This is a genomic window from Rheinheimera sp. B2H12, assembly GCF_059620065.1.
Map to the genome: position 1 here is coordinate 1,478,102 of NZ_CM184363.1, position 25,503 is coordinate 1,503,604.

The 25,503-nt window shown below is 51.2% G+C and carries 20 protein-coding genes; 9 read left to right on the forward strand and 11 right to left on the reverse strand.

The features are described from left to right. Window positions 1–21: 21 nt before the first annotated feature. Entirely contained in the window at window positions 22–303 is a 282-nt protein-coding gene (ppnP, locus tag AC53GJ_RS06655) for a pyrimidine/purine nucleoside phosphorylase (protein ID WP_496731776.1), read from the reverse strand. Between the two features lie 395 nt (window positions 304–698). Between ppnP and AC53GJ_RS06660 the strand changes: the two genes are divergently transcribed. Next, entirely contained in the window at window positions 699–2,030 is a 1,332-nt protein-coding gene (locus tag AC53GJ_RS06660) for a diguanylate cyclase domain-containing protein (RefSeq protein ID WP_496731777.1), read from the forward strand. On the opposite strand, the gene AC53GJ_RS06665 is transcribed toward AC53GJ_RS06660, so the two are convergent. Continuing rightward, a complete protein-coding gene (locus AC53GJ_RS06665) occupies window positions 2,027–5,707 on the reverse strand; it encodes an ATP-binding protein (protein ID WP_496731778.1) in 3,681 nt (1,226 codons plus the stop codon). The two genes, AC53GJ_RS06660 and AC53GJ_RS06665, sit on opposite strands and share 4 nt — an antisense overlap. A 251-nt stretch (window positions 5,708–5,958) precedes the next feature. Continuing rightward, on the reverse strand, window positions 5,959–8,220 hold the full coding sequence (locus AC53GJ_RS06670; RefSeq protein ID WP_496731779.1) for an Orn/Lys/Arg family decarboxylase: 2,262 nt from the start codon (window positions 8,218–8,220) through the stop codon (window positions 5,959–5,961). 433 nt (window positions 8,221–8,653) lie between these two features. Between AC53GJ_RS06670 and AC53GJ_RS06675 the strand changes: the two genes are divergently transcribed. Then, the gene (locus AC53GJ_RS06675; protein WP_496731781.1) at window positions 8,654–9,535 is read left to right on the forward strand and encodes a transporter substrate-binding domain-containing protein; all 882 of its coding nucleotides are present in this window, start codon (window positions 8,654–8,656) and stop codon (window positions 9,533–9,535) included. A gap of 32 nt (window positions 9,536–9,567) precedes the next feature. On the opposite strand, the gene AC53GJ_RS06680 is transcribed toward AC53GJ_RS06675, so the two are convergent. The 3 genes from AC53GJ_RS06680 to AC53GJ_RS06690 all read right to left on the reverse strand — a co-directional run bounded on the left by AC53GJ_RS06680 (window position 9,568) and on the right by AC53GJ_RS06690 (window position 13,660). Next, window positions 9,568–11,106, reverse strand: coding sequence for a PKD domain-containing protein (locus AC53GJ_RS06680; protein ID WP_496731782.1), 1,539 nt, complete (start codon window positions 11,104–11,106; stop codon window positions 9,568–9,570). A gap of 246 nt (window positions 11,107–11,352) precedes the next feature. Further along, window positions 11,353–13,290: an alpha-amylase family protein gene (locus AC53GJ_RS06685; RefSeq protein WP_496731783.1), complete on the reverse strand. Its 1,938-nt coding sequence runs from the start codon at window positions 13,288–13,290 to the stop codon at window positions 11,353–11,355. Between the two features lie 40 nt (window positions 13,291–13,330). Further along, window positions 13,331–13,660: a hypothetical protein gene (locus AC53GJ_RS06690; protein WP_496731785.1), complete on the reverse strand. Its 330-nt coding sequence runs from the start codon at window positions 13,658–13,660 to the stop codon at window positions 13,331–13,333. Between the two features lie 129 nt (window positions 13,661–13,789). Between AC53GJ_RS06690 and AC53GJ_RS06695 the strand changes: the two genes are divergently transcribed. The 4 genes from AC53GJ_RS06695 to AC53GJ_RS06710 all read left to right on the forward strand — a co-directional run bounded on the left by AC53GJ_RS06695 (window position 13,790) and on the right by AC53GJ_RS06710 (window position 17,169). Beyond that, window positions 13,790–14,434 carry a hypothetical protein gene (locus AC53GJ_RS06695; RefSeq protein ID WP_496731787.1) on the forward strand — a complete coding sequence of 215 codons (645 nt, stop codon included), beginning with the start codon at window positions 13,790–13,792 and terminating at the stop codon, window positions 14,432–14,434. A gap of 12 nt (window positions 14,435–14,446) precedes the next feature. Continuing rightward, on the forward strand, window positions 14,447–14,782 hold the full coding sequence (locus AC53GJ_RS06700; protein WP_496731788.1) for a hypothetical protein: 336 nt from the start codon (window positions 14,447–14,449) through the stop codon (window positions 14,780–14,782). A 104-nt stretch (window positions 14,783–14,886) separates the two neighbouring features. Next, a complete protein-coding gene (locus AC53GJ_RS06705) occupies window positions 14,887–16,602 on the forward strand; it encodes a M28 family metallopeptidase (protein ID WP_496731790.1) in 1,716 nt (571 codons plus the stop codon). A 99-nt stretch (window positions 16,603–16,701) separates the two neighbouring features. After that, window positions 16,702–17,169: an OsmC family protein gene (locus AC53GJ_RS06710; RefSeq protein ID WP_496731792.1), complete on the forward strand. Its 468-nt coding sequence runs from the start codon at window positions 16,702–16,704 to the stop codon at window positions 17,167–17,169. 118 nt (window positions 17,170–17,287) lie between these two features. On the opposite strand, the gene AC53GJ_RS06715 is transcribed toward AC53GJ_RS06710, so the two are convergent. The 5 genes from AC53GJ_RS06715 to AC53GJ_RS06735 all read right to left on the reverse strand — a co-directional run bounded on the left by AC53GJ_RS06715 (window position 17,288) and on the right by AC53GJ_RS06735 (window position 22,626). Then, the gene (locus AC53GJ_RS06715) at window positions 17,288–18,082 is read right to left on the reverse strand and encodes a gluconate 2-dehydrogenase subunit 3 family protein (protein WP_496731793.1); all 795 of its coding nucleotides are present in this window, start codon (window positions 18,080–18,082) and stop codon (window positions 17,288–17,290) included. A gap of 1 nt (window position 18,083) precedes the next feature. Then, entirely contained in the window at window positions 18,084–19,757 is a 1,674-nt protein-coding gene (locus AC53GJ_RS06720) for a GMC family oxidoreductase (RefSeq protein ID WP_496731795.1), read from the reverse strand. Further along, window positions 19,754–20,458 carry a 3-keto-disaccharide hydrolase gene (locus AC53GJ_RS06725; protein ID WP_496731797.1) on the reverse strand — a complete coding sequence of 235 codons (705 nt, stop codon included), beginning with the start codon at window positions 20,456–20,458 and terminating at the stop codon, window positions 19,754–19,756. The genes AC53GJ_RS06720 and AC53GJ_RS06725 overlap by 4 nt, the downstream gene beginning before the upstream one ends. A 454-nt stretch (window positions 20,459–20,912) precedes the next feature. Continuing rightward, window positions 20,913–21,662 (reverse strand): ABC transporter permease, encoded by a 750-nt coding sequence (locus AC53GJ_RS06730; protein ID WP_496731798.1) that lies wholly within the window; start codon window positions 21,660–21,662, stop codon window positions 20,913–20,915. A 28-nt stretch (window positions 21,663–21,690) separates the two neighbouring features. Next, window positions 21,691–22,626 (reverse strand): ABC transporter ATP-binding protein, encoded by a 936-nt coding sequence (locus AC53GJ_RS06735; protein ID WP_496731799.1) that lies wholly within the window; start codon window positions 22,624–22,626, stop codon window positions 21,691–21,693. A gap of 203 nt (window positions 22,627–22,829) precedes the next feature. On the opposite strand from AC53GJ_RS06735, the gene AC53GJ_RS06740 reads away from it, so the two are divergent. From AC53GJ_RS06740 to AC53GJ_RS06750, 3 genes are all read left to right on the forward strand, one after another. Then, window positions 22,830–23,942, forward strand: a complete 1,113-nt coding sequence (locus tag AC53GJ_RS06740; protein WP_496731801.1) for a sensor histidine kinase — start codon at window positions 22,830–22,832, stop codon at window positions 23,940–23,942. Window positions 23,943–23,945: 3 nt separating this feature from the next. Then, window positions 23,946–24,542 (forward strand): response regulator transcription factor, encoded by a 597-nt coding sequence (locus AC53GJ_RS06745; RefSeq protein WP_496731803.1) that lies wholly within the window; start codon window positions 23,946–23,948, stop codon window positions 24,540–24,542. A 108-nt stretch (window positions 24,543–24,650) separates the two neighbouring features. Then, window positions 24,651–25,490 (forward strand): Cof-type HAD-IIB family hydrolase, encoded by an 840-nt coding sequence (locus AC53GJ_RS06750; protein ID WP_496731805.1) that lies wholly within the window; start codon window positions 24,651–24,653, stop codon window positions 25,488–25,490. Window positions 25,491–25,503: the final 13 nt, after the last annotated feature.

Genomic DNA, 25,503 nt, shown 5'->3' on the forward strand with positions numbered 1-25,503 from the left:
GTTACCTATTGCCGAATCAGGCTATTGATAAGTACAGAGATAAGCGGTATCAGTGGCAACCTTCAACTGAAATTTGCTGTGGGCAGGCACGGCAAATTGCTGGCCCTTGCTAAAGGTCTGCCAATGCTGGCTGCCTGGCAACAACACAGTTAATGCGCCGCTGATGATGGTCAGCACTTCATGCTGACTGGTGCCAAATTCATAGTCACCGGCGGCCATCACGCCAACGGTGGCCGGTAATTGTTCGCCCTGAAAAGCGATAGACGCTACTTTACCATCAAAGTACTGATTTATTTTAAACATAAGTTGCTCCTGTGAAGTTTCTCTGGCAGTAAAGCGGATTTTTCGGCGCTTGAATAGCTATTTTTAGCTGTATAGATGGCTGAAACATTTCAGTCAGAGCAAGATCTGCCGCGACATCGATGCGCGTCGTGGCCAGAGTGTGGCACAGCCAACAGCAAGGCTGGTTTTTTTGTAGTTTAATTGCTGGTAACGGTCAAAGCTGCGGTTTTTTTGCAAGGAAATCGTTGGTAAATTGCTGCCTGCGTGCAGCAAACCAAAGCCCTTGCACAGTCTGATTGCGCTTTAAAAGCCAAGCAGTTACTGTAGACATGTCTGCGGCTTCGAAGCTGTTTTTGTGATAACTTCGCTGCGCCCAGCCTGATGTAAGTTCCACATGCTGCCCACAGGAGTCTGTCTTGGACAACAGTAGTTTTGTCGCCCTTAGTCAGTATATAGATTTATTGCTGGACGCCATTTGTGTGGTTGACCCTGAGGGGACTTTTGTCTTTGTCAGCGCCGGGGCCGAGCGGATTTTTGGTTATAGTCCGCAGGAAATGATCGGCCGGCCCATGCTGGATTTATTACATCCGGCCGATCGGGAAAAAACACTGCTGGCAGCGGCTGAAATTATGGCAGGTCAGCCCAAAGTAGATTTTGAGAATAGATATCTGCGCAAAGATGGCCAGGTGGTGCATATCCTGTGGTCTGCCCGCTGGTCGGCGTCACAGCAACTCAGAGTCGCTGTAGCACGCGATATTACCAGTTTGAAGCGCAGTCAGGCGCGCCAGGCGGCTTTATTTGCCATCTCTGAAGCGGCGCATGATGCTGCCAGTCTGACCGACTTATACCAGCATATTCATCGCATCGTTGCCGGGCTGCTGCCGGTTGCCAATTTTGTCATTCTGCGGACCGATGAACAAAGCGGTTTGTTACAGTTTGCTTATCAGGCTGCCGCTGAACCTGCAGCCGTGGTGCAACATCAAGCGCAAATTATTGCGCATGCGCAAACTGTGTTACAACAGCAGAAAACCTTGTGTGTCACCAGGCCAGCTTTAACATCAGAGCACAGTCAGCATTGGCTGGTGGCGCCACTGAAACTACAACAGCATTTATCCGGTGCTGTGGTGTTATTTGGCTGTCAAAGTTACAGCCAGGATGAGCAGGAATTACTGGAATTTGTCAGTAGTCAAATCGCAGCGGCGATTGAACGGAAACAACTGCAGAACAGATTACAGCAAATCGCCTTGTATGATGGGTTAACCGGTGTGCCAAACCGGTCGTTGTTTGCCGATCGGCTGCAATCGGCGTTATTCCGCGCCAAGCGCGAACAAAGTCAATTTGCCGTGCTTTATCTGGATTTGGATAAGTTTAAACAGGTTAATGATGCTGCCGGCCACGCGGTTGGTGATCAATTATTACAACAGGCCGCCTTGCGTGTGCAACGCGCCATTCGTGCCAGCGATACCGTGGCACGTTTTGGCGGTGATGAGTTTGTGGTGTTATTAGAACACATTGATGAGATTGCCACAGCGAGTTCAGTGGCGGAAAAAGTCCGGCTGGGGCTGAATCAGCCGTTTGATATCGACGGTGGTCAGTATTGGGTGTACCCGAGTATTGGCATTGCCGTATTTCCGCAGCAGGGCAGTGATGAAAAATTGCTGTTGCTCGAAGCCGACCGCGCCATGTATCAGGCTAAACAAGCCGGCGGTAATCAAGTTTGTTTGAGTGATATTGCCAGGCCACATTAGTGCTGGGTTTGTTGTTGTCCTAAGGGCGCAATGACCGCAGGTTCGGCTTCGCTGCGGCAGATAAACATAATCTCGAACCAGCCACTCTGTTCGTCGGACTGATAACGAATGGAGCCGTGCAGCAACTGGCAAACCAGATTATAAATCAGACTGAGGCCCAAGCCTACATGGCCTTGTTGTCTTGAACTGGTGGTGAAGGGATCAAACATCTGGCTACGCAGTGCCCGACTAATGGGTTTGCCATTGTCCTGATAGCGGATGTGGCAGTGGTTTTGCTGTAGCCAGATCTGCAACCGGATCTGGCCCGGCTGGCCGTTTAACTGGGCATGTTGCAAGCTATTTACCAGCAACTCATGCAAAATTTCGCTGATAGCACTGTGGTAAGTCTCAATCTGCAGCTCTGGCTCAATTTCGGTTTGAATGCTGAACTGGCGGGCCTGGATCTGAGCTTGTTGCTGTTTGAGCAAACTTTGCCACAACGGGGCCAATGCCAGCCGGATCTTGCTTTCGCCAGATAAATTGACCGCCAGTTTTTTAAAGACGGTAATCAGTTGTGCCATGCGTTGCAAATTCTGGGTGGCAATTTGGCAGCCTTGCTGAATTTGTTGCTGGCTTTGATCAAAAAACTGCGCTGATAATTGCTGGTTGGCACGTAATTGTTGCTGCTGCCTTACTAAATCTTCCACACTGCTGACCGAAGTGACCGCGACCCCCAGCGGGGTATTCAGCTCATGCGCCAATCCTGCCACCATAGTGCCGAGCGACGCCATTTTTTCGACCTCCAGCAATTCATGTTGGGTGTCCTGCAATTGACGGATAGTGTCCCTTAATTGCTGATTACTTTGTGCCAATGCATTGGTTCTGTCTTGAACCAGTTGCTCCAGTTGGTCATTGAGTCTGGTTAAGGCCTGTTCGGCAGTTTTCAGTTGTTCAATCACCTGGAGAGTACCACTGAATCGCAATGGTTGTTGTTGTTGATCGCGGGCAGTCACTTTGCCGCGGTCCAGTACCCACAACCATTGCTCAGCACCAATCTGCAGCCGGTAACTGGCCTGATAAAATTGCGATTCGCCGCGCAGATGTTGTTCAATCAGCGTCTGCACCTGTAGCCGATCGTCAGGATGGACCTGGTCCAGCCGTTGTGCCAGCTTAAAAGCCGTGGTTTGGGCCGGACTCTGCAACTGGGACAAACAATTTTGTCGCAGCATCAGTTGTTGCGGGATATGCCAATCCCATAATTCATCGCCAGAACCCCACAATGCCATACGCAGCTGTTGCTCTTTTTCCTGCAATTGCGAAAGATGCAGGGCCTTGGTTTGCTGCCGGCAACGCCAGTCCTGGTAAAGCAACCCAAGCATCAGTAAAAGCAATAAGCTATAACCACTGTAGGCCAGCCCGGTGCGCCACCAGGGCGGATGGATCTGCAACTGTAATTGTAACTGCTCAGTTGAAACCTGATTATCCGGCCAGATCCAACGGACCTGCAACTGATGCTGGCCTATCGGCAGGTTGTACAAATCAAATTGCGGTTGCGCCGTGGCTGGCCCCCATTCATCCTGTTGGCCGGGGATCCTGAGCTGGAAACGCAATGTACTGAGATCGATACTGGCAAAGCCGGCCAGTTGCAAGCGGAATTGGCGCTCATCGTAGCCAAGCTCAACCAGCTGAGTGGGGGCGAGGTTTGACAGCTCAATCTGGCGTTGTAAAGTGCTCAGTTGACTAAAAGCCAGCGCCAGTATGGGTTGCTGGCGCTGCTGGACCAGATCCAGCCGGAGTTGATTCAGTCCACTGACAGAACCGCTGTACAGCACCTGCTGATTACTCAGCAATTGTTTAGCTGGTAGCGGTGTCAGCAACCCTTGGCTGGCCTGGATGCTACTGGCTTGCCACAGTTCATCCTGATAGACCATGATTTGTTCGCTGTTATGCAACCAGATGTGACCATCCTTTGCTAAATGCACAGTCCGGACTTCACTGTGCAGTGCCGTCACGCCAAGGACCGGCGAATCAAGCGTTAACTGGCCATCTGTCAACGTCAGCCGGAAGGCACCCTGATCACTGGCAAACCACAGTCGCTGTTCGGTGTCGGTGGTAAAATCAAAATAAGTGCGACCTGGTAAATGCGAGGTATCAAACCTTTGCCATCGCCGCTGACTTGGTGCCAACTGTAACAGCCCGTCGGAACGGGTTAACAGCCACAGCTTGCCGTCTGCGGCCGGTGCTATATTGGCGATAGTGATCAGTTGGTTATTCAGTGGTAGTGGGAAATGTTGCTGCCGACCAGTTGTTAAATCAACCTGCACCAAACCGTAAAAAGTGGCCAGATACAACAACTGTTGCGACTGATCCAGATAAGAAGCGTTGATACTCTGATAGGTCTGCTGCTGCAATAACGCCAGCGGCTGCCAGTGAAATTGTTGCAACGCCGCATCCGCCACATAATAACCGGCGTTACCAATCAGCAGCACCCGACCATCCTGCAATTGGCGGGCGGCGTAAGCCCTGATGTCAGGCGCTAACGCAGTGAGCTGTTGTGACTGTGGTTGCCAGCGCCACACTTTAAGCTGGTGATCTGCCAGCAGCAAACTGTCGTCGGCTAGTAACAGCAGAGGCCTAAGTGCATGATTGCCGGGCTTTGGATCCGCCAGCGCAAAGCCCTGACTTTCATGATGCCGTAGCGAGATACGCGCTAAACCGGCATCGACGGTGCCGACCCATAAATTTTGTAACCCATCGACATAGAGCACACTGGTGTGATTATCGGTTAAGGCATTGGCCAGTCCAGGCACAGCGGTAAAGCGCTCAGCCTTAGCGCTGGTTAATTGATAGCGGATCAGGCCGGTATCAGGGCCACTTAACCACAGTTGCTGATTTTCGTAAGCCAGATAAAAAGGGTGAGCGTTCTGATGCAGGGTGCGACAATCAAGCAATAACCGGCTTTGCTGCAGCTTTGGATCCAACTCCAGTAGTTTCTTGTTTTGTAGCAGATAGATTTTATCCGCGACCACCAACATTGCTTCGACCGGTTCAGCAGCGGCCAGTCGCAGTACTGGTGTCAGTTGTTCAGTTGCTGACTGCCAGCGATACAATTGACCCTGGTCGGTCAGTACCCACAGGTCTGGCTGACTTGGATCTGAACCAGTGACAGTGCCATAACGGTTGACCAGACCATCCAGCGGTGGACCGGCACTGTGTAATGTCAGGCTGTCCCGCTCGACAAATCTGATCCTGTTACCGCCTAGCAGCCATACTCGGTTGGCAGTGCCATGAAACCTCGCCACATTAAAGCGCTGGGTCGACAATGCCGTTGATAAATCCAGCGTTTGGAAACTCCGAGTCTGATAATCCATTTTCTGCAGTTGCAGGTTATAGGTCAACAGCCATAAGGCGGTTGGATCGCTGTTATCCAAATCTGTGACCAGATTATTGGCCAGGCCGGAATTATTGCTGGCAAAACGTTCAACCTCTACACCATCATATCGCAACAAGCCATTACGGCTGGCCAGCCACAACCGACCCGCCGGATCCTGCACTATGCTGCCTAACGAGCCATAACGGCTCAGTTGCTGCTCTGCAGCACTGCGGCTGACATGCAACAGCGGTTGCATACTGGCTTGGACGGCAGCAGGCGGCTCTTTGGCTGATGCAGCCGCTAGTGGACCATAGCTGGTCAGCATGAGGCAGAGCAGGGCAGCGCAACATAGCGCCAGTCGAAGCAAATAGCCTGATTGCTGCAAGGCAAGATCCCGCTGATAGTGAATTTTCAGAGCCTAGCTAATTTTTCGCTTTTAAGTAAGGTTGCAGGCTGTAAAAGCCCGGTTTTGGCCGCAAATGTCACTGTGATGGGAAAATTTAGTTGTTAGCCGCTTTGTTCGCGGGCAAAAAAAACGGCAGTTATTACTGCCGTTTTGTGTCGTTTAGACTGAGATTATTTCACGCAGTCGACATAATAGACTTTTTTGCCATCGATTTCGGTCAAAGCCAGGCCGTGAATGTAAGTTTCAAAACCTGGGAATTTACCATTAAATTCGCGGGCGAATTTCAGGTAACTGACGATGGTCTCATTAAACACTTCGCCTGGCACCAACAGTGGAATTCCTGGCGGATAAGGCGTTAACATCACGGCCGTGATCCGACCGGTCAGCTCGTCCAACGGCACCCGTTCAATTTCTTTGTGCGCCATTTTGGCAAAAGCATCGGCTGGTTTCATCGCTGGCACCATTTCCGATAAATACATTTCGGTGGTCAGTTTGGCGATGTTGTTGGCCCGATAAATATCATGGATCTGATCACATAAATCTTTTAAACCAATGCGTTCATACTGCGGGTATTTCTGGATAAATTCCGGCAGAATACGCCACAGCGGGGCATTTTTGTCGTAATCATCTTTAAATTGCTGCAGTGCTGTCACCATGGTATTCCAGCGGCCTTTGGTAATGCCGATGGTAAACATGATAAAGAAGCTGTACAGACCGGTTTTTTCAATCACCACACCATGTTCGGCCAGATACTTGGCGACAATAGCTGCCGGAATACCGCTGTCCGAGAAGTTACCATCCACATTCAGGCCCGGCGTTAAAATGGTGGCCTTGATTGGATCTAATAGGTTAAAACCTTCGGCAATGGCACCAAAACCATGCCAGTTTTCGTCGGCATGCAGCATCCAGGCATCACGGTGATCCAGACCTTCGTCGGTTAAATCATCCGGGCCCCAGACTTTAAACCACCAGTCGTCGCCATATTCGTCATCGACTTTACGCATGGCACGACGAAACTCCAGTGCTTCATCCAGTGATTCTTCCACCAGTGCGGTGCCGCCCGGTGCTTCCATCATCGCCGCGGCCACGTCGCAGGACGCGATAATGGCGTACTGCGGGCTGGTTGAGGTGTGCATCAGATATGCTTCGTTAAATAAGTTGGTATCCAGCTTATTGTTGTTGGCATCCTGCACCAGAATTTGCGAAGCCTGGGAAATACCGGCCAGCAGTTTGTGGGTAGACTGGGTTGAGAACACCATGGACGTATCACAACGCGGCCGGCCTTCACCGATGGCGTGGTAATCGCCATAAAAATCATGGAAAGCTGCGTGCGGCAACCAGGCTTCGTCAAAGTGCAGCGTTTCGATTTCACCATCCAGCAACGACTTAATCTCTTCAACGTTATATAAAATACCGTCGTAGGTGGATTGAGTAATGGTCAGTACCCGCGGTTTCACGTTGGGGTTTTTCGCCAGCACTTCGCGGATAAATGGATTGGCTTCCATTTTACGACGGATAGTGGCTGGTTCAAATTCACTGCGCGGAATAGGGCCGATAATGCCGTAATGGTTGCGCGTTGGCATTAAAAACACCGGCAGCGCGCCTGTCATCATAATGGCGTGCAAAATTGATTTGTGGCAGTTGCGGTCAACCACCACAATATCACCTGGCGCCACAGTGCTGTTCCAGACAATTTTGTTGGAGGTTGAAGTACCGTTGGTGACAAAAAATAAATGGTCAGCGTTAAAAATGCGCGCAGCATTACGCTCGGAAGCGGCGACCGGACCGGTATGATCGAGTAACTGACCGAGTTCATCCACTGCATTACACACATCGGCGCGCAGCATGTTTTCACCAAAAAACTGGTGGAACATCCGGCCAACCGGCGATTTTAAAAAGGCAACCCCGCCTGAGTGGCCAGGGCAATGCCAGCTGTAAGAGCCATCTTGCGCATAATGCGTCAGAGCGCGAAAAAACGGTGGCGCTAATGAATCTAAATAACTTTTGGCTTCACGAATAATGTGACGCGCGACAAACTCCGGCGTATCTTCATGCATATGGATGAAGCCATGCAGTTCACGCAGGATATCGTTTGGTATATGGCGGGCGGTACGGGTTTCACCGTACAGGTAAATCGGAATATCCGGATTACGACGGCGGATTTGCTCAACGAAGCTGCGCAATTGTGCCAGTACCGACTGACTCTCTTCTTTGCTGCCGCTGCCAAATTCTTCATCGTCAATCGACAGAATAAAACCAGCGGCGCGGCTTTGTTGCTGCGCAAATGATGTTAAATCACCATAACTGGTATAACCGACCACATCCATACCGGCTTTTTCAATGGCAGAAGCCAGTTCACGGATGCCGGAACCGCTGGTATTCTCCGAGCGGAAGTCTTCGTCAATAATGACCAGAGGAAAGTAAAAACGCATTTTGGCTCCTTAATTTGCAGCATTCGGCCAGCAGAGCAGACAGCAACAGACTGCATCGGGTAAAAGCGCAAAAGCCAGGCTGCATCAGTATGCAGTCCGGCGTATCGTCTTTTGCGCGACAGAGTCCATGAATAGCCCGGAGACAACCGGGTGGAAAAACCTGCACACCATACCTGAAATCTGAGTTTTTTCCAGTGAAAATCTGTGACAAGCGGCAAAAGCAGCAAAAAAAACCGTCTGCCAGCAACAGTCTCAGCAAAAATAGATATGCCGCTTTCCTGACTGCTCATGCAGTTTAGCCGGCCAGTATCCAGTCACAGGCTGTTGCTGAGGCTGGTTGGGAGAACATGTTGCAGCAATAAATCGCTTTTGGCGGGCTGCAACATTCAGGCTTATACTGTGCTGCAGACTGTTGTTCACTGTGGTCGTTGTTATGCTGGTGAAAAGATCCCGGGTATTCTGGCATTGGTTACTGTTGCTGCTGCTTGCCAACTGGTCAACAGCCGCAACTGAAAGCCGCACTGTTACTTATAGCTGGCCTGTGCATATGCAAATGGATAAACGGGGAGATTATCCGGTCGCTTTATTGCAATTGGCGCTGAGCAAAGCAGATCAGCGCTATCAGGTGAAGCCAAGTGACATGGTGATGAGTCAGCATCGCACCCTGAAACAGCTGGAACTGCAACGTGGCATTGATGTGGTCTGGACTATGAGCACCGCTTTGCGTGAGCAACAATTCAGACCGATCCGAATTCCGATTGACCGCGGTTTGATTGGCTGGCGCCTGCTTGCCATTTCACAACGCGATGTTGATTTGTTTAATAATTTAACTGATGCATCGCAGTTAAAAGCATTGCTGACGGTGCAAGGGGCAGACTGGCCTGATCTGACTATTTTGCAAGCGAATGGTTTTGTCATCGCACCCAGCAATCATTTTGACGGCATGTATCAGATGCTCAGCCAAGGCCGGGTACGCTATTTCCCACGCTCTTTGACCGAGATTTGGCCGGAATTAGCGCAACGTCCGGCTTTATCCTTGACTGTGGCTCCACGTTGGGTGTTGTATTATCCGGCAGCTTTGTACTTTTTTGTCAATAAATCCGATACCCAATTAGCGACAGCCCTGGAAACTGGTTTGGAGCGGGCTATTGCGGATGGCAGTATGTTGCAGTTATTCCGGCAATATTTCCAGCAAGCCATCGAAGCGGCAGATCTGCCTAATCGTCAGGTGGTGCCGCTGACCAATCCGACCTTATCAGCGACCATGCCGCTGCACCGGCCGGAACTTTGGTTTGACCGGCAAAAAGGTTACTGAAGTAGTCAGCGGCCATGTCCGGCCGCTGACTGCTATTTAACCTGAACCAGCGCTTTGAGTGGAGCCGAAGCTTTGCCCTGATTGTCAGTCACAACCACCATCAGATAATAATCTCCGGCCAGATCAGCACTGAATTCTGTACTGGCCTGGTTTGGCTGGCTCAGATTGACTTTCGCGTTGGTCGGTGCCTGTGCTACGGTCCACTGATAACTGAGCGGGCTAGCTTCAAAATCGCTGGCCAGCACAGTTAAGGTCCGATTGCTGCCGACAGCAACTATGCCTGCAAAGGGTTGAATGCTGACTTCTGGCGCAAAGTTGTGATAAGCCTCAATTTTCACTCCCTTTGGAAAAGATTTTTTCTCGCCGTCTGATACCTGCATCCAGATGACATATTCGCCTTCTAAATCAACAGTTAAATCTGTGGTTGCCGCCGCAGGTGCAGTTAATTTTGCCTGGCTGTCACGAGGTTTGATGCCAAGACGCCATTGATAACTCAGCAGATCGCCTTCCGGATCTGTGGCGTTGGCAGTGAGCTTAACGGTATCGCCAGGCCGGATTTTTTTCTGACTGCTGCTTATTTCGGCCCGAGGAGCCTGATTTTGCGTATCAGCCTGCAGATTCAACGCTTGGGTGGCCTTTTTCTCGCCGTCCGAAACCGTTAATTGCAACTTATAAGTACCCACAAGATTGGCAACAAATTCGGTATTTACCGCTGCTGGCGCCGAAAAACTAAATACAGCGCCAGCTGGAGATTGCAGGACCTCCCACAGATAGCTCAGCGGCTTTCCCTCAGGATCTGAACTGTTGCTGGCGGACAGATTGACCTTTTCATTGATTTTTATCGAGGTTTTTTCCAGTCCGATGACAGCTGATGGCGCGGCATTGCTGCTGATGGCGCTGACACTGAGCGTCAATTGCTCGGTCAGGGATACGCCTTGACTGGCAGTGACCGTCAGTTTCAGCACGTAGTCACCTGGTACATCGGGTTGTAATGTGGTGTTCAGTCCCTGGAGCGAGGTTGGACTGCTTTGGCTAAGGAGCGGTTTTTTCTCCAGTTGCCACTGATATTGTGGTTGCTCCAGATCAAGTGAACTCAGGGCGGCGCTGTAGGTTAATAACTGACCCTGACTGGCTGATTTCACCCCAACAATGGTTGCCGTGATAGCCTGCAGCGCACTGACGGTGATGCTTTGTTGCTGTTTGCTGCTTAATCCTTTGCTGTCGGTCACTTTGAGCTCGATTTTATACTCACCGGCCACAGGTGTGATGACTTCAGTGCTGGCAGTCGCGGCATTGTTCAGCGTGATGGCTTTTCCGTCCGGGCCTGTCAGCAGCCAGCTATAACTGAGCGTATCCTGCTCCGGATCTGTACTTTGGGTTGCATCCAGTTTCAGCATGCCACCAGCTTTGTTATTGCTGTGGCTTAGCACGGCTTTGGCAACGGGAGCCTGATTTTGTTGCTGCACCTGGCTCGGGGGTTGCTGAGCTTCACCTGAGCCGCCACCACAGCCACTGAGCATGACAGCAACTGTGGTTGCTGAGGCAAATAAAAAAGAATGTGATTTGAGCATCCTTGAGGGTCCTTTTCCTGTGCCGCCGGCAATCGCGGATAATTATGATGTGCATTGATTTATCTAAAAAAAGTTAATATTAAATGATAGATAAACCTAAAATCAATTCAATTGTTTTTTATTTGTGAATTTAAGCTTTTTTATTTGTGCTTTTGAGCGTTGCCACCGCCTGCTATGTGCCCGTGGTGGCCCGGGCAGACAGCAATAGGGTCGGTTCCAGTGACTTGCCGGTGTTGGTCTGTGAGGTTAATCCGCTACTTGCAGTTGCAACACTGCCGACGCCAGGCCCTCCAGTGACAGAGTCACAGTGGCGTTTGTCGGGTTGAGCTGTATCTGGTAGGACTGACCTGAAAAGATATCTGCCAGTTGCCAGCGAGCTGTCGGGGTTGCAGGTCGCAATACTTGCCATTGTGCGAGCAAAGTTGTCGGTAGTTGCAGCTGAAAACTAGCTTGCTGCCTGCTGAAATTGCTGACGATGATCAGCTGTTGTTGTTGATCCCAGCGTGCAAAACTCAGTTGTTGTTCTGTGTAACCCGGAGTGTTCAGATTCAACTGATGTAACGACATAAAATCGCCAGTCAGCGCCGGTGCAGTCCTGACAAAGCTAAGCAATTGCTGATAGAACTGACGTAATTGCCGCTGCGGCGCTGTCAGTGCGCCACCATCATATTTGCCTTGATTGAGCCAGCCCTGATGGGCGGGAACTCCGGCATAATCAAAAATACTGGTGCGGCCCGGTTTACCAAAACCACTGTCAAGCGCTCCAGCTTCACCCACTTCCTGGCCAAAATACAGCAGGGTCGGGGCTTTGCCTAACATGCTCGATACCACCATGGCGGGTTTACCATGCTCGGCCGAACCGGCAAAGTCGGGGCTGGCGATGCGATGTTCGTCATGGTTTTCGAGAAACTTCAGCATATGGCGCTCAATATCGGCAATACTCTGCTGTTGTTGCAGTACCGCGCTGGCGCTGCCTTTGCCCTGCATCAACAATTTCAGACTGTCATACACACCGACTTTGTCATACAGGTAATCCATTTTACCCAACTGGATATAATCACGGTACAGGGCGAGTTGATACACTTCTGCCAGCAGCAGGGCTGTTGGTTGTTGCAGTTTGATCTGGCTGTTTAAGTAACTCCAGAATTCAACCGGCACCATTTCGGCCATATCGTAGCGAAAACCATCGACACCCATATCTAACCAGAATTTAGTGATCTCACGAAACTTCAGCCAGGAATTGGGGACTTCTTTCTGCTGCCAGAATGCCGCATGCGCCGCCACATCTTGCTTGGCATAATCAGCCGGTAGCCGGTCAAAGTCATAGCTGCCGTCTGGTTTCACCCCGTAGTTAATTTTCACGGTTTCATACCAGTCGTTAAAGTCAGGTTTGGCGGTTCTGGCACCATTGCCGGTCCATTTGGCTGGCATTTCACTGAACTGACCATCTTTTAATGGGTGTGATGACTGACCCAATGGCGTAAAAGCTGGCGGGATATCGGGCAATTGGAAGGCCTGATCTGGCACATAATAAAAATTATTATGTTTATGGTACACCAGGCTGTTGTCATCATCAGCACCAAAATCGCGCACGCCAGCAGGTTTACCGAGCGATTGATAATGTCTGGCGACATGGTTCGGCACTATGTCGATGATCACTTTTAAGCCGTGTTGATGGGCTCGCGCCAGCAAGGCTTTGAATTCTTCCATCCGTTTGGCCGGATCCACCGCCAGATCCGGATTGACACTGTAATAATCTTTCACGGCATAAGGCGAACCGGCCCGGCCTTTAATTACATCCGGATCATCAGCACTGATGCCATAGGCAGAATAATCTGTTACCAGCGCATGATGCGGTACTCCGGTTAACCATAGATGGCTGACACCCAGTTGTGTCAGTGCAGATAAAGCAGCGTCATTGATATCATTAAATTTACCAACCCCATTTTGTTCCAGGGTGCCAAAAGGTATGTTTTGACTGTTGCTATTGCCAAACAAACGGGTAAACGCTTGATAAATTATGATTTTTTGTTGTGGCTGTATTTCAGCGCCAGCAGAACTTCGGTCGCGCTCGACCCTGACGGAGCCTGCAACAGTTTCTGGGGCAGTTTCTGGCCCTGGAGTGCATTGACTCAGTAAGCTTAGCAATAACAAAGCTGATGAAATATATTTGATTTTATTCATAATTGGTTCTGCAAATGTCAGCATGTGCCTCATGCTACCATCAGCGGCCGCTGTCCGTGTCATCTGGCTTGGCTGCATACGTTTGCAGTCTGGGTGGCCATAACGCATATTTGCTATCCAATTGAACCAACAACTGCAGCAGGGCCTGTTGCGCTGATGCTGCGCCGCTCGTCAGTTGTGGCCGTTGTTCATCGGTCAGTAATAACACTGCGGAACCTGCACAAAAGTAGACACTATGGCCAAAAAAGCTGACACAGACTTTTAACTGTTCTAACTGATAACCGATGCCAAAAGGTGTATCGGCAATGACGCCAAAATGCTCAGCTTTGGCAAATACACTCAGCAGCAAACGCGGCGGCGGTAACGTCATGATGTCCGATGCAATGCAGAGGGTAAATGCTGCAAGTATGGACAAAACTACAGCTTATGCCAGTGGTCCTGCACCACAACACTTGTGCCATGCCGCCAGCGCCGGTTATAGTCAGCCAAAACAAGGAGAATGATGATGATAAAAACCATGCCTTGGTATCAGCGCAGCAGCTTGCGCCCTTCGATCATTGTGATGTTGTGTGCTGTGAGTCTGGCGCCGCTGGTTGCGACTGCAACAGTGGCCGGTGCCAAGCCAAAGGCGCAAACTGAGTTTTTGGCCAATCTGGCGGCTTTATGTGGCAAGGCCTTTGCTGGCAAAGTCATTAAAGGCAATGCCAGTGATGACAAGATGCGCAGCCAGCAACTGCTGATGCATGTGCGTGAGTGCAGTGAGCAACAGGTGAAAATTCCATTTCATGTGGGCGAAGACAGATCCAGAACCTGGGTATTTCGGCAAACCGCCAGCGGTTTACAGCTAAAACATGATCACCGTCATCAGGATGGCAGCTCGGATAAAGTCACAATGTACGGTGGTGATACTGCCACAGTGGGGACAGCCAATGCACAGGCATTTCCGGCCGATGCCGAGTCGAAAGCCTTATTTAGTGCCCATCAGATGGCGGTGTCCAATGCCAATACCTGGCTGGTAGAAATTGTGCCGGGTCAATATTACCGCTATGGCTTAACCCGGCCGGGTCGTGAGTTTATGGTGGAATTTGATTTAACCCAACCAGTGACGCCACCACCAGCGCCCTGGGGTCACTCTACTCTTTAATAAAGGATCGTTATGTTGAAAAAAATACTCTGCTCTGCGCTGTTAGTGGCTGCACAGGCAAGCGCACAGACTTACGTTGGCAGTGCTCCTAGCAAAATTGTGTCGATTACTTCTTACAATAAATATGGTGGTGGCGATGTTCATTTTACTCTTGAGCATAACAGCGCAGAATGTCAAAGCGGCTATTGGCTGACCAAAACAGATGCTGGTTTTCAGGCCGATCTGAGTCTGCTGCTGGCCGCCTATCAGGCGAAAAATACGGTGATAATTTATGGTATACCGACTGAAATGTGGCCAGGCAGCAGTAGCGCAAAATTCTGTAAACTGCAGTCAGTGACGTTAAAATAAGCCAAAAAACTGCAGGCAAAACCGAACAACTAGCCAACAGTAGATACCTGCGTTACCATCAGTCGGCGTGACCGATAATTCTTATAATCAGCATTGGAGCCTTTATGAAACCGAACTTTTGGTTTTCAGGAACAACGCTGGCGCTGAGTGCCTGTCTTGGTTTAGCCGCCTGCCAAAAGCAGCCGGACACTGAACCAGTCAGCACCACAGCCTCAGCCCCCGTCGAAGCCGCAGCCCCGGCTCAAACAGCACTGGTCGATACTCTGATGAATCCGAAACTGGGGGAATATATTAAAACCCTGGCTTCTGATGACTTTCAGGGCCGTGCCCCAGCCACCAAAGGCGAAGAAAAAACCCTGGCCTATTTGTCAGCCCACTTTAAGCAGATTGGGTTAAAACCACTGCATGGCGACAGTTATATCCAGCCGGTTCAGTTAGTGCAAATTGATCCGAAAGAAGTGTCAGCGATGACCTTTAGCGGTGACAAAGCACCAGCTGAGTTTAAATACCGCGAACAGATGTTTGCCTGGACCACCAGAGTCACTGAATTTTCAGAAGTGAAAGAGTCCGACATGGTGTTTGTAGGTTACGGTATTGTGGCACCAGAGTATAACTGGAATGACTACGAAGGCCTGGATGTTAAAGGCAAAACCGTGGTGATGTTTGTCAATGACCCAGGTTTTGCCACCAAAGACAAAAATCTGTTTACCGGCGATGCCATGACTTATTACGGTCGCTGGACTTACAAGTTTGAAGAAGCGGCCCGCCAGGGCGCAGCTATGGCGCTGATCATTCATGAAACCGATGCCGCTTCTTACGGCTGGCATGTGGTGGCTGGCGGTTCGGCGACCAAATTTGATCTGATTAATCCAAATAAAAATGCTGACCGGGTGGCGGTGGAAGGCTGGGTCACCAGCGAGTCCGCCCAAACCTTATTTGCCGGTATTGGTGAAAGCTTAGAATCAATGCATAAAAAAGCGCTGGAGAAAGATTTTGCGCCGGTGCCACTTCAGCTAAAAGCCTCTGTTTCGGTGAAAAACAATGTCCGCGAGCTGACCTCGGGTAATGTAGCCGGTTATATCGAAGGCAGCGAAAAGCCGGATGAAGTGGTGCTCTATATGGCGCACTGGGACCATCTGGGGGTCGATTTTTCTAACCCGAATAACAAAGTGTTTAACGGCGCGCAGGACAATGCTTCAGGCACCGGTGGGTTGATGGCGTTGGCGGAGTATTTTGCCAGCCAGCCACAGCCTAAACGCAGTGTGGCTTTTATTGCCGTGACGGCAGAAGAGCGCGGTTTGTTAGGTTCAGCCTGGTATGCGAAAAATCCGTTATTTCCACTAAACAAAACAGTTGCCGGCATCAATATGGACGTGATGAACGTCTATGGTCCGATGAAAGATATGGTGGTGGTTGGACAAGGCAATTCCGAGTTGGAAGTGTTGCTGGAAAAACACACCAAAGCCCAGGGCCGTTATGTGGCGCCTGAGCCAAATCCGGCTGCAGGCTCTTATTACCGCTCAGACCACTTCAATCTGGCGAAAGTTGGTGTGCCGATGTTGTACGCCAAAGGTGGGGTGGACAGTGTCGCCCATGGCAAAGAATGGGGCCTGGCGCAAGCCAAGGCTTACAACACTTGCTGTTACCACAAAGTAGAAGATGAATTCCAAGACAGCTGGGATTTATCCGGGGCACAGCAGGATTTATTCCTGTACTACCGGGTGGGGCGTGAGTTAGCCGATTCTGCGGCCTGGCCAAACTGGTACGAAGGTAAAGAGTTCCGTGCCGCGCGGGATGCTTCGCGCGCTGGCAGCAACTAAACGGCCAACACTCGGTGTGTCGGCGTTGCATAAAAAACGGTAAGCTTTGCTTGCCGTTTTTTTTAAACGTCAGCGCTCACTGAGTCATAAGGAAAAAAAATGTCCGAATATACTGCTTTGGTGACATGGGCTCGTGGCAAAGATGAAGCCTATATCGACAATAAATATAGCCGGGGCCATCTCTGGCAGTTTGATGGTGGTGTTTGCGTGCCTGCTTCTTCCTCGCCTCAGGTCGTGCCTGTACCGTATTCAGTTGAAAAAAATGTTGATCCTGAAGAAGCATTTGTTGCCGCTTTATCGAGTTGTCATATGCTGTTTTTTCTAGCCATCGCAGCGAAAAAAAAGTTTGTGGTTGACAGTTATACCGATGCCGCTATTGGCCTGATGGAAAAAGACCCGGCAGGTCAACTAGCTATGACCAAGGTCAGGCTCAGGCCAACAGTCGTGTTTGCAGGTGATAGCAAACCTGCCAAAGCAGAGCTGGAAGAAATGCATCAGTTGTCACATCAGCAATGTTTTATCGCGAACTCGGTCAAAACCAGCGTCACTATTGAAATCAATCCTTAACAGAGACTGTGCCAATACGACCGTTGAGCCTTGCACCCGCTAAAGGCCAGCCGTTTTCACGGCTGGCACTTGACAATGCCTTGAATATCAAAGGGTGGCTACCGCAACCAGTCCTGGCTTAACCCCCTTGCCAGGCGTATGCAGTTAAGCCCAAATCGGCCAGCACTTTGGTCAGATGAGCTTTGGCTGCAGTTGTTGGACCCGGGTAATCACCGCCGATGGCGGTATTGCCGAGATAGCCGATATCTTTGGTACCGGCCGGACTGGCAAAAAAAGCTGCCACGACTAGCCCACGCAGCAGCGCGAAGGCTTTGGTGATGCGGACAAAACGAGGCGCTGTTTCAGTGTTCAGATAAGCGATATCATCCAGAATGGCAATCCGCTCAGCCCGGCTCAGACTGGCAAAAATTTTGTTAAACCGCAGCCTGGCTTCATCATCAATCCAGGCCAGCGCGGCTAAGATCACGGCTCTGTCCTGTTGTTGCCGGACATAAGGCGCACTGACCCATTCATTGATGACGCTTGGGACATCCACTTCTGCAGCTGAAGGGGTTTCGCCGTCGCGTGGGATCAACAGATCGGATAACAGTGCTACCAGCGTCAGTTGTGCCGGTGTTAAGGTCAGTGGCCAGGGTGATTCCGGCGGCAAAATCTGGTTCGGATCCTTGCCATAACCCGGCGCCGTGATTGGGCTCAGTTGCAATTCTGGCCAATGCTCTGTCGTTGGCGCCGCGCTGCCTGAGCTGCTACTTGCCATCGGTGTTGGCGCTGGTTCGCAGCCGCTTAATGCCGGCAGTAAGGTACTGGCGGCCAGGGCTGCCAGTATTTTTAAGGAATCGCGCCGGCTCAGCCTGGATTGATAAGGTACAGCAACTTTGTCCATCAGTTCTGGGGTGTTGTTGTCGACAGCCATGTTACAGCGCTCCTTTGCTCAGTTGTCCGGACAGCCAAGACGAGTTTCGCATCGCCAGCGTCATAATGGTCAGAGTACAATTTTTATGCGGGTTGGAGGCAAAGACACCGCCATCCATCACAAATAAATTCGGACAATCCCAAGTCTGTCCCCATTGATTGCAAACCGAATCTGTCGCCGAGGCGCCCATTCGGGTGGTGCCGACTTCATGAATAATCTGGCCGCCCTTTAAAATGGCTTGCTCCGGCGTTGGCAGTTCGTCGACGGTAGCTCCCATAGTGGTCAGAATAGCCTTCGCGGTTTGTAAACCATGCGCCACTTGTTTTAACTCATGTTCCGACCAGCGCCAGTGAAATCTGGCCACCGGAATGCCCCATTTGTCTTTTACCAGCGGGTCGATATCCATATAACAATGTTCATTGGGCAACATTTCACCCCGCAGCGCAAATTGTACATAAGCGCCGTATTTTTGTTTCACCTGTTGCTTCAGGGCAGTGCCATAGCCTTGCAGGCTGGTATCAATATTGGCACCAGGTTCGCTAAAACGGCCCCCCAGTTCAAAATGATAACCACGCGGGAAATCCAGTTCTTTGCGTTGCTGCGCCTGATGGCCCCACCAAGGAATAAACAAATGATTGGCAGTGTGGCCATCTTCGTTATAAATAGGCCGGCCTTGTAAAGCTGGCACCAAGGCACCCAGATTGGCTCCGGTCGAATCCATCAGGTTTTTGCCGACCTGACCACTGGAGTTGGCGAGGCCATTCGGATAACGCTCGGTTTTAGAATTCAGTAAAATGCGCGCCGACTCGCAGGCACTGGCCGCCAGAATCACGATTCTGGCTTGTACCTGCTGCTCGGCGCCGGTTTTTTTATCGATATAGCTAACGCCTGTGACTTTGCCTTCGGCATTGCTGTCGACCGATTTCACCATGGCATTGGTCAGGATAGTCAGTTTGCCAGTGGCTTTGGCCATCGGCAGTAATGAGGTGGTGGTCTGAAACGCCGCGCCAATAGAGCAACCATGGCCACAAGGAGTGGCATAAAAACAAGCTGCTCTGTTATCCAGCGGCCGGGTCAGCACAGCCCGATGCATGGGGACTGCCGGGATACCCAGCTTTTTCGCTGCTGCCGCCACCAATAGCTCTGGCACCCTCGGCACTGGTGGCGGTTGTAACACGCCGGGCGGCGAGGGCGGCATATCGTCCAGGCCGGTATTGGTGCCACAAACCCCAACTAATGCTTCAGTCTGATCATACCAGGGCGCCAGCTCGGCATAAGTAAAGGGCCAGTCCGCACCTAAACCATCGCGGCTTTTCCCTTTAAAATCGTGTTCACTAAAACGCAGGGCATAACGCCCCCAGTGATTGGTGCGGCCTCCCAGCATCCGCGCCCGCCACCACATAAATTCGGAACCTTCGGCCGAGGTATAAGGCTCATCCGGCACCTGCCAGCCGCCATCGACAGTCGCATCGTAATAACCAAAGTCTTTATCCGGCGTACCGGCACCCAATAACGGCGCTTCGGCATTGCGTTTAAACATCGGAGTTTCAGTTTTAGGGTCGTAATCGCGACCGGCTTCTAACAACAGCACCTGATGACCGGCTTTGGTCAACTGATAGGCTGCCATAGCGCCACCTGCACCGGAACCGACCACCAGAATTTCAGCAGCGGTCATGGTTTTAGCTCCCGGATTTTGATGTTTTTAAACCAGACCTGGTCGCCGTGATCCTGCAAACCAATATGACCGCGGTCGGCTTTGGCAAATCCAGCCCAGTTGGCAAACTTGCTGCTGGCCAACAGTTGTTGCCATTCTGGGCCATTGATTTGAATATCGGCAGTCTGCAGCTGATTTTGCCAGATGGTCAGTTGTTGCTGATGCAGGCGGATTTTGAGCTGATTCCACTGACCGGCTGGTTTTTGCGCGCTGGCTGGCGCAGCGATCATATCGTATAAAGAGCCGGATCTATGGCTGGCGAGTTGATTGTCGGTATGGCGTTCGTTATCCAAAATCTGAATTTCCGGCGCATGGGAATAAATATACTTGCCGTTTTCATCGACCAGCACAAAGACGCCGCTGTTGCCCGCTTCGGCGATTTTCCACTCCAGTTGTAATTCAAATTGCTGATATTTGCTTTTGGTTAAAATATCGCCGCCGCCTTTGCCGGTCAGCACCATAGCACCTTGTTGTACCTGCCATTGCGGGTTTAAGCCGGTTTGCTGGTAATTGCGCCACTGGGTCAGATCCTGCCCATTAAACAGCAGTTGCCAGCCATCGGCTTGCTCTTGTGGCGTCAATTGGTTATCAGCGTTAGCCTGGGCGCTCAAGCTGAGCATGCCCAGCAGCATGGCACTCGCCAGTGTGAAAGTCGATGTCAATGCAGTTCTCCTGTTGCGGTGGGCCTGGTCTTCACACTTTGTTGGCGCAACAACAATCGAGTGCCAGGCTTGTTATTGATTTTGCCGGTTATAACAACAGCATTTACCCGACAGTTGCAAGCGGGCCGTTGTTTTTTTGAGCCGCTTATCCACTGCTGTGGGTTGAATGGAGCTGTGGATGGCCAGCTTTGGCTGCTGGCTGTTAATTGTCACAGGGCACAGAGCGAAACTCAGTATCGCAACTGTCGAGTTGGGGTGAGGCTGAAACGTTAAATCCGGCGCCTTATTTTGCTGTTGGCAGTGCCGGTGATGTTCAAAGTGCTGAATAGTTACGCTGGCATAGCGGCAAGACTGACAAAAAACGTCAGGATCCCCCTGAAATAGCAGCCGACAGCTCAGGAGTAGGCCGCTGTACTGTGCGGCCGGCTCCTTTGCAGGATACTTCACTTGGGCGCTAACGCTGCAAATTGCGAAATAACTTGTTGGCTAACGCCGCCAGCAGCAGGCAACTGAGCAGTAAAGCAGTTAAATGACCGGCGATAGTCCCCCCCTGATCCTGAGCTATCACTTTCAGACCCAGTTGCGACAGATGATAACTGGGCCACAACCAGCAAATATCCTGCAGTAAGTCTGGTAACGTACTGATTGGAAACCATAAACCGGATAAAAATGCCATCGGCAGATACAACAGATTGACGACCCCTGGTGCCGCTTTATCCGACAGCAGCAAACCTAATACCAGCCCGAGTAAGGCAAAAGGCAGTGATCCCAGCAATAAAATGAGCGCCAGCAACAGCCATTGCGCGGGCGCCAGCCTTACTTCCGCCAGTCCTGCCGCGACACTGAACAACAGCAGGATGATCAGCAGCGCAAAGCTCAGGCTGGTGCTAAGTTTCGCCAGCAAATAAGCTGGCATCGGCAGCGGGGATAAGCGTTTGAGTGTGAGCCAGCCGTGGGCTCGGTCACTGGCAATATTGGCGGCAAAATTAAACATGGCCGGCCCCATAATCCCGAAACAACCGTAGGTCACCAACAAATAACTACTGCCAGTGGCCGAGCCAAACAGCACTCCAAAAAACAGATAAAACAGCACAGGAAAGGCCAGCGCGGGCAGCACAAAACCGCTGCTGCGCCAGACACTGAGTAAATCATACCAAGCCTCTTTCTGATAAAGCCGTAATTGCGCCATGCTGCCTGCGTTCATGCTGCTTGCTCCTGTGACTGGGCGGCGTTCATGCTGCTTGCTCCTGTGACTGGGCGGCGTTTTGTGGTTCGCCGGTCAATTGTAGAAAAGTCTGTTCCAATGAGACGGGCCTGACTTCCAGTTGGCTGAGTCTGGTATCTTGCGCCAGTAAAGCCCTTACTGTTTGCTCGGCGTGCTGGCTTTGCAGGCTGACTTGCTGCGCATCGCGGTGGATGGCAATCACACCGGGTAAAGCCAGTAACTCGCTGTCGGTTAAACTGCTGTGGCAATGGATCAGTTTATAGCTACAAAGTGCACTGAGTTCGCTCGGCGTGCCGCTGGCAATAATTTGACCTTGCTGCAGCACCAGAATACGGCTGGCCAGTTGCTCAGCCTCTTCCAGATAATGAGTGGTCAGTACCACGGCCACGCCTTGCTGTTGTAAATGACGGATTTGCTGCCATAAAGCCTGACGCGCCGCCACATCCATGCCAAGGCTTGGTTCATCCAGAAATAACAAAGCGGGTTTGCCGGCCAGAGCCAGCGCGAATAACAAGCGCTGTTTCTGCCCGCCGGACAAGGCACTAAATTTGAGTCCGGCGCTGTCGGCTAAACCGCAAATGTCGAGTAATTGCGCTGGCTTTTGCTGATAGTGGTAATAACTGGCGAATAAATCACATTGTTCAAACACAGTTAAATTGGCGCTGAGCTGGCCTATTTGCAGCATCACCCCCAGTTGCTGCCGGATGCTGTTGGCTCTGTGTTGTCCGCGCTGTGGCTGACCAAACAAGCTAATGTCGCCACTATCGGCGCCAATCAGCCCCAGCACTGCTGAGATAAAAGTCGTTTTACCAGCCCCATTCGGCCCCAGCAAACAAACCACTTCGCCGGCCTGAACACTGACATCCACACCTGCTAATACCGCTTGCTCCGCATAGGATTTACGCAATCCCCGGACAGCTAATACCTGACGATTGAGCTGCATCTTAACCTCCTGTAAAGCGATGGTCAGACCGGATCTGGTCTGTTAGTTGGCAGCATAAGAGTCGGCAGCAGGCTTGACGAGTGACATTTGTCATGGATTGTCGATGACAAATGCCAGCAATTGCCGCCCTGGCTTGAGCAAAAGGCCAGCCTTAGGTATAACCAAGGCAGTGCATTGACCGATTGTTCGCCACAGGAGTTGGCATGGCCACTATCAGACTTGAACGGAAAATGAGTTGGGTTTATCTGCTCAATCTGAGCTTTATGCTGCCGCCTTTGTTCAGTTTGCCTTATAGTCCGTGGCAATATCTGTGGCAGGGGGTGGCGGTGGCCGGTTTTTTGCTGGTTTATGTCCAGGCTTATGCCAGTGACAGTCAGCGCATGCTGCTGCCCGTGGCAGTGATGGTTCTGCTGGCCGCTTTGGTGATCCCGCTCAATCCAGGTGCTGTCTCAATGCTGGCATTTGCCAGTTTTTTTATCGGTTTTGCCTGTTCGATGCGGTTTTTTGTGTCGGCGATGCTGGCATTCACGCTGTTACTGTTGCTACTGGAACAATTAAGTAATCCACCCTGGGACTACTATCGTTATATCGCCATGGCGATTACGGTGGCTGTTGGTTTACTCGGTCGAAGCGAACGGGAAAAAGTGCTGGCGCAACAACGCCAACTGCAAAGTCAGGATGAAATTCGCCAACTCAGTGCTATGGTCGAACGTGAACGGATAGGCCGGGATTTGCATGATATTCTCGGTCATAGTTTGTCCAGTATTGCGCTCAAAGCTGATTTGGCCAATAAGTTGCTGCAGAAGCAGCAACTGGTGGCGGCACAACAGCAATTGACCGAACTGAGCCAAATTGCCCGCGATAGCTTATCGCAGGTCCGGCAAAGTGTGTCAGGTTACCGGCATCAGGGCCTGGCGGCTGAAGTGGCAAAATTATTAGCCAGGCTCAGAGATGGTGGTTTTATTGCCAAGCTGCAAGGCGAGATCCCAACTCTGGATAGCCGCACCGAAACTGCTGTGATACTGGCGCTGACAGAGCTGGTGACCAATGTGTTACGCCACAGTGATGGCAGTTATTGTGAGCTGAGTTTTGTCAGTCATGACCAGGAGTTGCAGATCAGTGTTTGTGATGATGGCCGCCAGCGTGCCTGGTCAGAAGGCAATGGTTTGAGTGGCGTGCGGGAACGGTTGGCGGCGCTGAATGCCAGTCTGGAAATTCGCCAAACAGCGGGTTGCGCTATTTATATTCGGCTGCCAGCAGGGGCCGTCGCCATTGACAGTGCCGCAGGTCGCGCTTTAACGACGCAAAGGGAATAAGCAATGAAATTATTACTAGCCGAAGATCAGGCGATGGTGCGTGGCGCCTTGGCCGCTTTGCTGGCGCTGGAAGCAGATTATCAAATCATTGAAGCGGCCGATGGTGACAAAGCGCTGGCACTGCTGAAACAACAACATTTTGACCTGCTCTTGACCGATATTGAAATGCCCGGCCTCAGTGGTATCGAATTGGCGCAATATGTCCAGCAACAGCAACCTGCCACTAAGGTGGTGATTATCACCACCTTTGGCCGTTCTGGTTACATCAAACGAGCGTTGGCGGCAGGGGTCAGTGGTTTTTTACTAAAAGATGCGCCTATTGAACAGCTGTGCAGTGCGCTGCGTCAGGTGCAGGCGGGAAAAAAGGTGATTGACACTGAACTGGTGCTACAAGCGCTGGGGGATGTAGATCCGCTGACCGATAAAGAACGCCGGGCATTACGGCTGGCCGCTGAAGGCAAAACCACCAGCGAAATTGCGGCGGCACTTTATATTGCAGAAGGCACTGCGCGCAATTATCTATCGGAAGCTATCAGTAAAATGCAAGCCAGTAACCGGATTGATGCAGCCCGGATTGCCCGGCAAAAAGGCTGGCTCTGAGCCGCCAACTGAGCATCAACGTGGCTCAGTTTGCGGAACACTGCCAGAAGCTTTACAATCGCCGATACCACAGTGGGTGGTCTTTCGCTTGCAACAGGGAGTCAGTGCATGCAATTACAGGATATTCGGCCCGCGGCCACTGTCATCGAAACCTTTATTTTCGATTTAGATGGCACCTTACTCAATCGCCAGCATCAGTTGTCGGCAATGACTGTGGCCACTTTACAGCACTTGCAACAGCAAGGTGCCCGGTTAGTGATTGCCACTGGCCGCCATATCAATGATGTCCGTGGTTATCTGCAACAATTAGGCGGTGATATCACCGCGATCAGCTGTAACGGTGCCAATATTCATGCTGGCAATGGCGAGTTGATTTACCGGCAGGCGCTGGCGACTGAGTGGAATTTACCTTTGCTGAAGCTAGGTCAGCAATTTGCCGTCCATACCAGTTTTTACACCGACCAACATTGGCTGGTCAGTGCCGAGAATGCAGATTTAGCTGCAGTGCAACAACATGGCCCAGGTTATCAGTTGCTGGATGTCGGGCAGTTATCAGCCTTGTCCGCGCTCAAAGTGATGTTTTATGGTGAACATCAGTTGCTGCAGCAGCTCAAACAGCAGATTGCCGACCAATGGCCACAACAGTTACACCTGACGTTTTCCGATCCACATTATCTGGAAGTGATGCCGGCCGGTTGTTGCAAAGGTCAGGCGCTGCAATTTTTACGACAACAACAGCAATTTTGCCTGCAGCAGAGTATAGCTTTTGGGGATGGAATGAATGATGCCGAATTGTTGGCGCTGGTGGGATTTCCGGTGCTGATGGCCAATGCCAGCCAAAGTTTACAGCAGTTGTTACCACAGGCGGCGCGGGCGCCACATCATGATCAAGACGGCGTGGCACAGTTTTTAGCTGCGCTTGGCTACAGCGCTGAATTGCTGCGCTAACACCGGTTTGATG